At 39.2% G+C, this 13024-nt stretch carries 12 protein-coding genes; 10 read left to right on the forward strand and 2 right to left on the reverse strand.

The features are described 5' to 3' along the window. Window positions 1-2 precede the first annotated feature (2 nt). The 8 genes from minC to H7N67_RS02330 are packed head-to-tail and all read left to right on the forward strand — an operon-like array spanning window position 3 to window position 6753. Window positions 3-590: a septum site-determining protein MinC gene (gene minC, locus H7N67_RS02295; RefSeq protein WP_187938913.1), complete on the forward strand. Its 588-nt coding sequence runs from the start codon at window positions 3-5 to the stop codon at window positions 588-590. Next, complete coding sequence (lpxC, locus tag H7N67_RS02300) at window positions 587-1474, forward strand: UDP-3-O-acyl-N-acetylglucosamine deacetylase (protein ID WP_187938914.1); 888 nt, start codon at window positions 587-589, stop codon at window positions 1472-1474. Before minC ends, lpxC begins: the two co-directional genes overlap by 4 nt. Window positions 1475-1495: 21 nt before the next feature. Continuing rightward, entirely contained in the window at window positions 1496-1969 is a 474-nt protein-coding gene (locus tag H7N67_RS02305) for a tRNA threonylcarbamoyladenosine biosynthesis protein TsaB (RefSeq protein ID WP_187938915.1), read from the forward strand. 53 nt (window positions 1970-2022) lie between these two features. Then, window positions 2023-2904 carry a homoserine kinase gene (thrB, locus tag H7N67_RS02310; RefSeq protein ID WP_187938916.1) on the forward strand — a complete coding sequence of 294 codons (882 nt, stop codon included), beginning with the start codon at window positions 2023-2025 and terminating at the stop codon, window positions 2902-2904. After that, window positions 2891-3145 carry a DUF448 domain-containing protein gene (locus H7N67_RS02315; RefSeq protein WP_001232488.1) on the forward strand — a complete coding sequence of 85 codons (255 nt, stop codon included), beginning with the start codon at window positions 2891-2893 and terminating at the stop codon, window positions 3143-3145. The genes thrB and H7N67_RS02315 overlap by 14 nt, the downstream gene beginning before the upstream one ends. Beyond that, window positions 3142-5985 carry a translation initiation factor IF-2 gene (gene infB, locus H7N67_RS02320; RefSeq protein WP_187938917.1) on the forward strand — a complete coding sequence of 948 codons (2844 nt, stop codon included), beginning with the start codon at window positions 3142-3144 and terminating at the stop codon, window positions 5983-5985. The genes H7N67_RS02315 and infB overlap by 4 nt, the downstream gene beginning before the upstream one ends. After that, complete coding sequence (gene rbfA, locus H7N67_RS02325; RefSeq protein ID WP_000991154.1) at window positions 5985-6320, forward strand: 30S ribosome-binding factor RbfA; 336 nt, start codon at window positions 5985-5987, stop codon at window positions 6318-6320. Before infB ends, rbfA begins: the two co-directional genes overlap by 1 nt. Beyond that, entirely contained in the window at window positions 6313-6753 is a 441-nt protein-coding gene (locus tag H7N67_RS02330) for a ribosome maturation factor RimP (protein WP_039093101.1), read from the forward strand. Before rbfA ends, H7N67_RS02330 begins: the two co-directional genes overlap by 8 nt. 102 nt (window positions 6754-6855) lie before the next feature. On the opposite strand, the gene acs is transcribed toward H7N67_RS02330, so the two are convergent. Further along, window positions 6856-8844, reverse strand: coding sequence for an acetate--CoA ligase (gene acs, locus H7N67_RS02335; protein ID WP_079359590.1), 1989 nt, complete (start codon window positions 8842-8844; stop codon window positions 6856-6858). Between the two features lie 202 nt (window positions 8845-9046). Between acs and H7N67_RS02340 the strand changes: the two genes are divergently transcribed. Both H7N67_RS02340 and hsrA read left to right on the forward strand, forming a co-directional pair. Beyond that, window positions 9047-10159, forward strand: a complete 1113-nt coding sequence (locus H7N67_RS02340; protein ID WP_187938918.1) for a metallophosphoesterase — start codon at window positions 9047-9049, stop codon at window positions 10157-10159. Window positions 10160-10510: 351 nt separating this feature from the next. Next, a complete protein-coding gene (gene hsrA / locus H7N67_RS02345) occupies window positions 10511-11182 on the forward strand; it encodes a response regulator-like transcription factor HsrA (RefSeq protein WP_187938919.1) in 672 nt (223 codons plus the stop codon). A gap of 790 nt (window positions 11183-11972) precedes the next feature. On the opposite strand, the gene H7N67_RS02350 is transcribed toward hsrA, so the two are convergent. Next, a complete protein-coding gene (locus H7N67_RS02350; RefSeq protein ID WP_187938920.1) occupies window positions 11973-13016 on the reverse strand; it encodes a 3',5'-cyclic-nucleotide phosphodiesterase in 1044 nt (347 codons plus the stop codon). Window positions 13017-13024 lie beyond the last annotated feature (8 nt).

Below are 13024 nucleotides of genomic sequence, written 5' to 3' on the forward strand. Positions count from 1 at the left end.
TCATGTTAAAAACGAATCAAAAAAACGTGCATGCGTTTGAAATTGAAAAGCAAGAGCCTGAAGCGGTCATAGGATTTTTAGAAAAAAACCACGCCCTTTTGCAATATTTTCTTATTATTTTTAAATATGATATTGAACCAGAAGTCAAAGCCATTTTGCACAAACACCAGCTTTTATTTTTAGAAACGAATCGCGTTTTAAACGGACGCCATATCAAAACCATGCCTTTAAAAGAAGAAACCAACCATTCAAAACCCAATCATTCTAAAACAGAACCTAAAACAACGATTTATGAGCGCCATATCAGGAGTGGGGAAGAGATTTATAGCGCTAATCATCTTATTTTTTTGGGTAATATCCACAATGGAGCGAAGATTATTTCAGAGGGCTGTGTGTCGGTTTATGGGGTTTGCGAAGGGGCGATTGTGTGCTTTGGAGAGTATTTGATCTTAAAAGAAGTCAAGAGCGCTCAAATCGTTTTTCAAAACAAAATTTTATCTCTAAAAGAGGTTGAACCGCTTTTGGTAAATAAAAATATTAAAATAATCACTAAAAATGACGATATACTAGACATAAAGGAAGTATTATGAAACAAACAACCATTAACCACTCTGTGGAATTAGTAGGGATAGGCTTGCATAAGGGCGTTCCTGTGAAGCTTGTTTTAGAGCCTTTAGGAGAAAATCAAGGCATTGTTTTTTACCGCTCTGATTTGGGCGTGAAGCTCCCCTTAAAACCTGAAAACATCGTGGATACCAAAATGGCAACCGTGTTGGGTAAGGATAACGCTAGAATTTCTACGATTGAGCATTTGCTTTCGGCTGTTCATGCGTATGGCATTGATAATCTTAAGATCTCTGTGGATAACGAAGAAATCCCTATCATGGATGGGAGTGCTTTGACTTATTGCATGCTTTTAGATGAAGCGGGGGTTAAAGAATTGGACGCTCCTAAAAAGGTGATGGAAATCAAGCAAGCCGTTGAGGTTAGAGAGGGCGATAAATTCGTTAAAATTGAGCCAGACAGCCAGCTTTCTTTGAATTTCACGATTGATTTTAACCATCCGGTTATCGCTAAACAAGCCCATCATTTCGTCTTTAGTAAACCCGCTTACAAAGAGCAAGTCGCTAAAGCCCGCACTTTTGGGTTTTTGCAAGAAGTGAATTACTTGCGATCCATTGGTTTAGCCAAAGGGGGGAGCTTGAATAATTGTATCGTGTTAGATGAAAACAGCATTTTGAATAAAGAGGGTTTGAGATGCGAAAAGGAATTCGTGTGCCACAAGATTTTGGATGCTATGGGGGATCTAATGGTCTTAGGCATGCCCGTGATGGGCAAATACACTTCTTTTTCAGGGAGTCATAAGCTCAATTCCATGTTGGTTAAAGCCATTTTAGCGGACGCTAAAAATTACGAAGTTTTGATCGCTACGGATTCGGCTAAAGAATTTGCGTTGCAAAAGGCTTTCGCTTAATCCTGAATTAGGGTTTATTTTTTGGAATTGGATTTAGTGCTTATCTCTTTAGGCGAGGGGGTTTTGCTTGGGGTGTATCAAAACAATTTTTTGTACGCTTCTTACACTTCCAAATCAAAAACAAGCGAAGCTTTAGTGGAAGTTTTTTCGCAATTATTCAAAGATTTTAAAAACCCTACTTTACCGGCGATTAAGGGGGTTTATTACGCTAAAGGGCCAGGGAGTTTCACTAGCCTAAAGCTCACGCATGTTTTCTTACACACTTTGGTTTTAATCCATGACTTTGAACTCTATTCAACTACAGGCTTTGATTTTAACGACAACACACCCATTTTGGCGTATGCCAATAAATACTTTGTTTCAAAAGAAAGGGAAAGCTTGACCGATTTTAAAGATTTGAAAATTGCGCCAAAAGATTTCATGCTGCCCTCTTTTTTAGAGAAAGACAAATTCACTCAATTGAACACGCCGTTTTACATTTTGCCTCCTATTTAGTGTATAATGCTAGTTTTAAAAATGAAAGGGTATCAACAATAGGGGTTTAAAATTTGGTAGTGAGTGTTCCTGCAACGAGTGCGAATTTAGGCCCCGGTTTTGATTGCTTGGGTTTGAGCTTGAATTTACGCAATCGTTTTTTTATTGAGCCTAGCAGTTTCCATGCGGTGAAATTGGTTGGGGAGGGTGAAGGGATCCCTAAATTTTTAACCAACAATATTTTCACTAAAGTGTTTTATGAGATTTTAAAAAAGCATGGGAATGACGGATCGTTTAAATTTTTATTGCATAATAAAGTCCCTATTACAAGGGGCATGGGGTCTAGCTCGGCGATGATTGTGGGGGCGGTCGCTTCAGCGTTTGCGTTTTTAGGGTTTGATTTTGATAGAGAAAATATTGTCAATACCGCTCTAATTTATGAAAACCACCCGGATAATATCACCCCAGCGGTCTTTGGGGGGTATAATGTAGCGTTTGTGGAAAAAAAGAAAGTGATAAGTTTAAAAACCAAAATCCCTTCTTTTTTAAAAGCGGTGATGGTGATCCCTAATAGGGCCATTTCTACCAAGCAATCGCGCCACCTCTTGCCCAAGCGTTACAGCGTGCAAGAAAGCGTGTTTAACCTTTCGCATGCGAGCTTGATGACGATGGCGATTGTGCAAGGGAAGTGGGATTTGTTGCGTTGTTGTGCTAAAGATAGGATGCATCAATACAAGCGCATGCAAACTTATCCTGTGTTGTTTGCGATCCAAAAGCTCGCTTTAGAAAATAACGCCTTAATGAGCACGCTTTCAGGGAGCGGTTCGTCGTTTTTTAACATGTGTTATGAAGAAGACGCCCCTAAATTAAAGCAGGTTTTGAGCAAGAAATTCCCTAAATTCAGGGTAGCGGTTTTAGATTTTGACAATGATGGAGTCCTTATTGAGAAAGACTGAAATTAAAATCCGCATGTGCGTGGCGTGCAGAATGCGCCAACCCCAAAAGGATTTGTTGCGTTTGAAAAGCTTTGACAATCAAATCATGGAGTTTGATGGCACAGGCCGTAGTTTTTATGTGTGTGGAAATTGTTTGAAAAATGGAGAAAAAAAGTTATTGAAAGCGGTTTCAAAAATAAAGAATGCCCCAAAAGATGTTAAAAATATCATTACTTGGATTAAGGAGAGAAGCATAGCATGAGTGGTATGGTTGATTTAAAGGAATTTTTAGCCGAGCTTGGTAAGACCCAAAAAGAGCTTAAAAATGTGATCGAGCAAGCCAAAGATATTGGTTTAGAGCTTAAGACAAATTCTAAAATGACCCCAGAGCAGGCAGGCAAGCTATACAAATACATTGTGGATGGCATTAAAGAACAAATACAAGCTAATCAACCCGCTAAGAATCTTGAACAAGACAATAAAGACGATTTGAATACAGCCGTAGCGTCTAAATCTCTTAACAAAAAGGTTTCCAAAACGCCTAAAAAAGAAGAAACAAAAAGCCAGCCAAAGCCCAAAAAAACTAAAGAAAAGAAAAAAGAAGCTCCCACGCCCATTGCCAAAAAGAAGGGAGGGATAGAGATTGTCAATACTTTTGAAAACCAAACGCCCCCTACAGAAAACACCCCTAAAGCGGTTAGCCATTCTCAAATAGAAAAAGCCAAGCAAAAACTCCAAGAAATCCAAAAAAGCCGAGAAGCCCTAAACAAGCTCACCCAAAGCAACGCTAACAGCACCAATAACGCTAATAACGCTAATAACGCTAAAAAAGAAATCAGCGAAGTTAAAAAGCAAGAGCAAGAGATCAAACGCCATGAGAATATCAAAAGATACACGGGCTTTAGGGTGATTAAACGCAACGATGAAACTGAAAATGAAACTGAAAACAGCGTAACAGAAAGCAAAAAACCCACTCAAAGCGCGGCAGCTATTTTTGAAGACATTAAAAAAGAATGGCAAGAAAAAGACAAACAAGAGGCTAAAAAAGCCAAAAAACCCAGTAAGCCCAAAGCCACCCCCACAGCCAAAAACAACAAATCCCATAAAATTGATTTTAGCGATGCGAGAGATTTTAAGGGCAATGATATTTATGATGATGAAACCGATGAAATCTTGTTGTTTGATTTGCATGAACAAGATAATTTCAATAAGGAAGAAGAAGAAAAAGAAGTGCGCCAAAATATCAACGACAGGGTGCGCGTCCAAAGGAAAAACCCTTGGATGAATGAAAGCGGGATCAAACGACAATCCAAAAAAAAGCGTGTATTCCGTAACGATAACAGCCAAAAAGTGATCCAAAGCGCGATTGCAATCCCTGAAGAAGTGCGCGTCTATGAATTCGCACAAAAAGCGAATTTGAATTTAGCCGATGTGATTAAAACCCTCTTTAATTTAGGGCTTATGGTAACTAAAAACGACTTTTTGGATAAGGATAGCATAGAGATTTTAGCCGAAGAGTTCCATTTAGAAATTTCTGTTCAAAACACTTTAGAAGAATTTGAAGTAGAAGAAGTGCTAGAGGGGGTGAAAAAAGAGCGCCCGCCTGTGGTTACTATCATGGGGCATGTGGATCATGGTAAAACTTCACTACTGGATAAAATCCGTGATAAAAGAGTCGCTCACACGGAAGCTGGGGGGATCACTCAGCACATTGGCGCTTACATGGTGGAAAAAAATGGCAAATGGGTGTCTTTCATTGACACCCCAGGGCATGAAGCCTTCAGCCAGATGCGTAATCGTGGGGCTCAAGTAACAGATATTGCAGTGATTGTGATAGCGGCTGATGATGGCGTGAAGCAGCAGACTATTGAAGCGTTAGAGCATGCAAAGGCCGCTAATGTGCCTGTGATTTTTGCGATGAATAAAATGGATAAGCCTAATGTGAATCCGGACAAACTCAAGGCCGAATGCGCTGAACTTGGTTATAACCCTGTGGATTGGGGCGGAGAGCATGAGTTTATCCCTGTTTCAGCTAAAACGGGCGATGGCATTGATAATCTGTTAGAAACCATTCTTATCCAGGCGGATATTATGGAATTAAAAGCTATAGAAGAGGGCAGCGCTAGGGCGGTTGTTTTAGAAGGGAGCGTGGAAAAAGGGCGTGGGGCAGTAGCCACTGTGATTGTCCAAAGCGGGACTTTGAGCGTGGGGGATAGTTTTTTTGCCGAAACGGCGTTTGGTAAAGTAAGAACGATGACTGACGATCAAGGCAAGAGCATTCAAAATTTAAAACCCTCTATGGTGGCTCTCATCACAGGTTTAAGCGAAGTGCCGCCTGCAGGATCTGTTTTAATAGGGGTAGAAAACGATTCCATCGCACGCTTGCAAGCTCAAAAGAGAGCGACTTATTTACGCCAAAAAGCGTTGAGTAAAAGCACTAAAGTGTCTTTTGATGAGCTTTCAGAAATGGTCGCTAATAAGGAATTGAAAAATATTCCTGTAGTCATTAAAGCGGATACGCAAGGAAGCCTAGAAGCCATTAAAAACAGCTTGTTGGAGCTTAATAACGAAGAGGTGGCGATTCAAGTGATCCACTCAGGGGTGGGGGGCATTACTGAGAATGATTTGAGCCTAGTCTCTAGCAGTGAGCATGCGGTGATCTTAGGCTTTAATATCCGCCCCACCGGTAATGTGAAAAATAAGGCTAAAGAATACAATGTGAGCATTAAAACTTACACGGTGATTTATGCCTTGATTGAAGAAATGCGATCGTTGTTATTAGGCTTGATGAGTCCTATTATTGAAGAAGAGCATACCGGACAAGCGGAAGTGAGAGAGACCTTTAATATCCCTAAAGTTGGCACGATAGCCGGGTGTGTGGTGAGCGATGGGGTGATTGCTCGTGGCATTAAGGTGCGTTTGATTAGAGATGGCGTGGTGGTTCATACCGGCGAAATCCTTTCTTTGAAACGCTTTAAAGATGATGTGAAAGAAGTTTCTAAGGGCTATGAGTGCGGGATCATGCTAGACAATTATAATGAGATTAAAGTGGGCGATGTGTTTGAAACCTATAAAGAAATCCATAAAAAAAGAACCCTCTAATGAACGCTCATAAAGAACGCTTAGAATCCAATCTTTTAGAATTACTGCAAGAGGCTTTAGCGAGTTTGAACGATGGCGAGTTGAATTCTTTGAGCGTTACTAAAGTGGAATGCTCTAAAGGGAAGCACCACGCTTTGGTGTTTGTGCTTTCATCAGATCATAAAATCCTTTCCAAATTGAAAAAAGCTGAGGGTCTTATCAGGCAGTTTGTTTTGCAGGCGAGCGGGTGGTTTAAATGCCCAAAACTCAGTTTTGTTTTAGACAACAGCTTAGAAAAGCAGCTCCGCCTAGACGCCTTATTTAATGAAATCGCTAAAGGGAAAGATAATGACTAAAAAAATAGAAGAGAAAATAGAGGGCGTGATTGAAAGTTTGGGATACTTGCTTTATGATGTGAGTTTGGTTAAAGAAAATGAGCAGCATGTTTTAAGGGTGAGCCTTAAAAACCCTAATGGGGCGGTTAGTTTGGACATTTGCCAACAAGTGAGCGAGGTGATTTCGCCCTTATTAGATGTGTGCGATTTTATTCAAGACGCTTATATTTTAGAAGTGAGCTCTATGGGGTTAGAAAGAACGCTTAAAACCCCCAAACACTTCAAGCTTTCTTTAGGCGAAAAAGTGGAAGTCAAACTCATCAATAAAGAAAGCTTTCAAGCTGTCCTTAAAGACGCTAACGATTGGAGCGCGGATTTTGAATTAGAGGATCACGCTATCAAAAGCGTGGAATATAAAGATTTAAAGAAAGTTAAAACGCTTTTTGAGTGGTGAAATAACGCGAAACGGTAGCGTTTCTGCACTCTATAAGAGATGCTTGATTAAAATTAACTCTTATTATTTAGCTAAAAAACGCCAAAAAGCATTTTTTAGATTTCATTCCTCCATTTGAGCGATGCTCATTATTTCTTTAACCACATTCACATCTTCTAGCGTGCTTAAATCTTGAGTGATGGGCTCCTTTTTGGCGATAGATTTCAAAAGCCTTCTCATGATTTTCCCGCTTCTGGTTTTAGGTAAACCCGGCACATACATGACATTGTCTAATTTCGCGATCTTTCCAATCTCAACGGATAAGATATGATTCATTTCTTTTAACAATTCTAAACTCTCGCCAAGATTACATTTAGCCCCATCACACAGCACCACAAACGCAAATAAGCCCTCTCCTTTAATCGTATCAGGGATACCCACTACCGCACATTCAACCACCATTTCATGTTTAGAAATAGCACTCTCCACTTCAGCCGTGCCAATCCTATGCCCGCTCACATTCACAATATCATCTGTGCGCCCAATAATAGTAATGTATCCGTTTTCATCCACGATAGCGCCATCTCCAGAGAGGTAGACATATTCCCCATTCAACTTGATCTGAGAAAAATAGCTATCAATGTATCGTTTTTCATCGCCCCAAATGTTTCTTACCATAGAAGGCCATGGCTTAGTGATGCATAAAAACCCTTGCTCTCCGGGCTTTGTTTTGGTGCCGTCTTCGTTTAAAACTTCTGCATGGATTCCAGGCAAAGGTAAAGTTGCACAGCTGGCCCTTATAGGCGTAGCTCCCGGTAAAGGGCTGATGATATGCCCGCCTGTTTCTGTTTGCCACCAAGTATCCACGATACTGCATTTTGAGTTACCGATTTTTTCATAAAACCATTTCCATGCCGTAGGGTTAATGGGCTCTCCCACCGTTCCTAAAACTTTGAGCGATTCTAAATTATACTTTAAAGGTTCGTTTTCGCCTTTAGCATGCAACATTCTTATAGCGGTGGGGGAAGTGTAGAATTTATCCACGCGGTATTCTTCTATCATCCTCCACCATCTCCCATAATCCGGATAAGACATCGTGCCTTCTAGTATCAAAGTCGTCGCCCCACAAGCTAAAGGCCCATAAACCACATAAGTGTGCCCTGTGATCCAACCAATATCAGCGGTGCACCAAAAATTATCGTTATCTCTAATATCAAAAACCCACTCCATCGTCATTTGCGCCCACAGCAAATACCCCGCACTGCTGTGTTGAACGCCTTTAGGTTTCCCGGTTGATCCGCTTGTATAGAGCAAGAATAAAGGATCTTCAGAGTCCATCATTTCAGGTTCGCATTTATCGGATTGGTAATGGACCATTTCATTATAGACAAAATCGCGCCCTCTCACATAGTCAATCTCTTTGGCGTTTCGTATCACAATGAGCGCTTTTTCCACACTAGGGCAGGCGTTATTTTCTAGAGCCTTGTCAAGGGCTGGTTTGAGCATGTAAGGTTTGCCTTTTCTAAAAGTCCCGTCCGCTGTGATAACTAATTTAGCTTGAGCATCGTTGATCCTATCCCTTAAGGCTTCAGGGCTAAACCCAGCAAAAACGATGCTATGGATCGCTCCAATCCTAGCGCATGCGAGCATCATATAAACGCTTTCTACAATCATGGGCATATAGATAATGACCCTATCGCCTTTTTTGACATTGAATTCGTTTTTTAAAAGGTTGGCTGTTTTATTGACTTCAGAGTGGAGTTTTCTGTAGGTGATGACATTATAATCCCCCATTTCCCCTTCAAAAATGATCGCTACTTTATTTTTTTTGTCTTTTAAATGCCTGTCTATGCAATTGTAAGAAACATTGATTTTGCCGTTTTCAAACCATTTGAAAAAAGGGGCGTTATCGCTGTTTAAAACCTTATCAAAAGGTTTAAACCATGTGAGTTTTTGCTTGGCTAACTCGCCCCAAAAATGTTCATAATCTTCATTGGCTTCATGCACTAAATCTTTATATTCGCACATGTTTTTAATCCTGGCTTGCTTGGCAAACGCTCTGTTAGGGTTAAAGATTTTTTTAGCGAATTCTGAATCATTGTCTAATTGCATCGCATCTCCTTTTTCATGGTTTTAAGCACATTTTTTATTATTGTATCCAAACTCACACTCTTTTAAAGGGAGGGATACTTTTCTCTTTCTGTGGGGGTTGAGACTGATAAAAAAGGAAACAATAGCAAGATGAAACCTAAAGGGAGCATTAGCGTTAATATGCTAATATAAACCAAAACATTATGACTACAAAAAGGGTGATATGCTGATCTCCATAGCGTTTTTATTGGTTTTATGTTTTTTGAATTATAGTTCTTTTAGGATGTTAAAATCGTTTTTAACCCTAAAGAAAATCTCTCGATACGCTTATTTGGGGTTTTTCATCCTTTTGAGTGCGGGCGAGGCGGCTTTTGTTTTTTATAGGAATACTATGCCTAGCCATTTGTTTGTTTTGACTTCGGCGTGTTCGTTTGTATCTTTTATTATTTTTATCCTTTCTTTAAGTTTTTACGGGTTTTCTTACTCCATAGAAAAAATAGATTTCTTACCTTCAAGGCGTAAAGGTTTAAAAAACTTTTTAAAATTAGGGTTTTATCTGGCGTTGTTAGGGTATTTTTGGCGCGGGTTTTATGAGGGGTTGGCCCGCCCTAAAATCAAAGAAACCCCTATTTATTTGGATAAGCTAGACAAGGAATTAAAGATTATTTTACTCACAGACATGCATGTGGGGAGTTTGTTGCAAAAAGATTTTGTTGATTACATTGTAGAAGAAGTCAATCAAAAAGAAGTGGATATGGTGTTGATTGGGGGGGATTTAGTGGATGAAAGCATTGAAAAAGTCAAATCTTTTTTACTGCCTTTAAACAACCTTAAAAGTACGCATGGCACTTTTTATGTGCCAGGAAATCATGAGTATTATCATGGCATAGAGCCGATTTTATCGTTTCTTAACACGCTTGATATGACGATTTTAGGGAATGAATGCGTGCATTTAGGGGGGATCAATTTGTGCGGTGTGTATGATTATTTCGCGCGAAAGCGTCAAAATTTTGCCCCCAATATTGATGAAGCGTTAAAAAAGCGCGATGAGAGTAAGCCCACGATCCTTTTAGCCCACCAGCCCAAACAAATTAGAAGCCTCAAAGAAAGCCACTCTGTGGATTTAGTGCTTTCAGGGCATACCCATGCAGGGCAAATCTTTCCCTTTAGCCTTTTAGTCAAGTTGGCGCAAACCTATTTACATGGTTTATACAAGCACAGCCCCACCACTCAAATCTATGTGAGCAGTGGGGCAGGGTATTGGGGGATTCCTTTAAGGTTTTTAGCCCCTAGCGAGATCGCATACCTTAGGCTCTTACCTAAAAATCAAGCTTAGTTGAACAAAATCTTAAAATCGTAATCAAGCGGTTAAAAATAAGGACTAAACAAGGATTAAAAAAACAACCGCCAAGACAAAGGGAAAGGAGGGGGAGGTGACCCTTCAATCTTAAGCGGTGCCAACCAAACCACAAGGAATGGTTGGATTTGCAATTATACAATAAAATGGTGATTTTTGGCAAATGGTTTTAAAAATTATCCATAAAAACGCTCAAAGGCATTTTTACAACCAATAATCAAGGGCTTGATTTTAATCAAGCGATAACTTTTATTAATATTTTCTTAAACTAATTTAAAATTATGATATAATCAGTGCTTGAATTACTCTTAAATGCAGGAGTCATACACCATGCGCGTTCTACTGATTGAAAAAAATTCTGTTTTAGGTGGAGAAATTGAAAAGGGCTTAAATGTTAAAGGCTTTATGGCTGATGTAACAGAGAGTTTAGAGGATGGGGAATATCTTATGGATATTAGGAATTATGACTTGGTTATGGTTAGCGATAAAAATGCTTTAAGTTTTGTTTCTAGAATCAAGGAAAAGCATTCTTCTATTGTTGTTTTAGTTTCTTCTGATAACCCTACAAGCGAAGAAGAAATCCATGCGTTTGAGCAGGGCGCGGACGATTACATCGCTAAGCCTTACCGCAGCATTAAAGCTTTAGTCGCAAGGATTGAGGCTCGTTTAAGGTTTTGGGGTTCTAATGTGATTGAAATTGGGGATTTGACCATTAGCCCTGATGAAGAAAAGATTATTTATAAGGGGCGTGAAGTTGAGGTTAAAGGGAAGCCCTTTGAAGTGCTGACCCATCTTGCCAGGCATAGGAATCAAATCGTCTCCAAGGAACAGCTTTTAGACGCTATTTGGGAAGAGCCTGAAATGGTTACCCCTAATGTCATTGAAGTGGCTATCAATCAAATCCGCCAAAAAATGGATAAACCCTTGGGGATTTCCACGGTTGAAACCGTAAGGCGCAGAGGCTATCGTTTTTGCTACCCCAAACCGGCGTGTGAAGAGTAAATTCCGTGGTTTGCTAAAAAATAGATTAGAATGAGAGTGTGGAGTGGGTAAAATCAAATATTTTAATAACGATAGTAGAGGCACTCATATCAAGTTGGTGTTTAGCTAGGAGCATGATCATTTTATCTGCGATTGGTAGGGTGTTTTGGTTAAAAAAACACTCAAATAAATTCGTATCAATTCATGGATTTAAATATTTATCAAAATACAAACTTTGGCTCCGTTTTCATTGGATATTGACAAAGTCTTATTTTTGTGGGATTTTTATGGGATACAAGAAAAATACACAAAGAAAACGCTAGTTAAACTCTAGCTTGCACTAAAATTTTAGTATAGTGGCGTTGTGAGAACCATTAAAACTATGATTGCTAATAGTAGTTTCATAGTTGGTCATCTCCTTTTTAAGATAACCGCTCACTATTACCCCAAACCCTAACATGCTCCAAATACCCGCAACAAAAAAAACAATAAAATAGAGAGATAACTTAAAATGATTATTTGCGTTGGCGTGATGATAATTTAAAAAACCTAAAAATACTAAAAAAGCATTTTTTTACAATCAAACTATTAAGAGAGCTTGCGAAAAGTAAGCGATGAATTTTTAAGCGACCTTTTGGGGGTTAGGGGGATTTAGTTGGAGGTTTGATAGGGGGAGAATTATTTTAAAATATCTTCTATCCTTAAAGAAATGAGTTTATACAAAATGATAGAATGAAAATTTTTAAACCTTATCAAAAAGAGCTTTTAAACTCTTGTTAGTTTTTGTTAGCTTTTTCTAAACAGCTTATTTTTAAGCGTTATTAAAGATTTCTTCAATTTGTTCTTTAATATCCCTGTAATTAAAGCTTTCTCTAAAGCCATCAATCTTGCCTCCGCTCGCATTCCTATGCCCGCCTCCATTAAAACACATTTGACTGAGTTCGCACACATCGCAATTCCCGTTCGCTCTTAAGCTCACATTCCCTTTAGAATTCACATCTATATAAAAATCAAAATCCGGATTTTGCGTTAAAAAAAGGTTAGCCAACACGCTAATACCCCCCATAGAATAGCTTAAAAACCCTTTTTTATCCCGGTAATAAACGCTGCAATCATGCTTTTTTAAAGAGAGCAAATGCGTTTGCGCGTTTGAAGAGATATTGTCCATCGTTTCTGTATCGGGGTCGCCCCCTAGAGCGATTTTTTTAAGCCTGAACAAATCGTTATCATAGGCTACAGGGGCATTTTCTAAAAACAAATAGTTTTTAACTTCTTCTAAAAGCTTTAACTTATAGTTGCGGTTTTCATCATCAAACATGAAACGATTCAATTCAGAGCTTTGAGTGATCATGCGCATGCACACCTTGCCTAATTCAAAGCCATAACCTTGCGTGTCCCAAATATCCACAGAATTGACCATTTCCACCAAAGGCTCTAGCCATGTTGTGTTTTTTGGCTCTAAAATAGCGTAATGTTTTTTCAAAAATTCATACACGATTTTAGTCGCGCAACGGTTCGTGTCTAAAAAATACCAATGGAAACTCTCAGCCACTTCCTTACCACTGATATGGTGATCCAAAAGCTGGATTTGAATGTTTTTGTTTTGCAAGCGGTGTTCTTGGATTTTATCTTGCAGATACTCTGCTTCGTTTAAGTTCAAATTCAAATCGCTGATCAAAATAAGGAATTCACTCTCTTTAGATTGAGCGATTGCGTTTAAAATCTCATAAATTCTCGCTGAAACTTCACGCCCGTAATTAGCGTTATAGCATTGGGTATTTTTAAAAAATTGTTTTGAAACAAGCTGGCATGCATAGCCGTCTAAATCAATGTGTGAAAGGTGGTAAACTTGCATCATTCTCC

The organism is Helicobacter pylori, from assembly GCF_014498195.1.
In the GTDB taxonomy this organism is placed as follows: domain Bacteria; phylum Campylobacterota; class Campylobacteria; order Campylobacterales; family Helicobacteraceae; genus Helicobacter; species Helicobacter pylori_DO.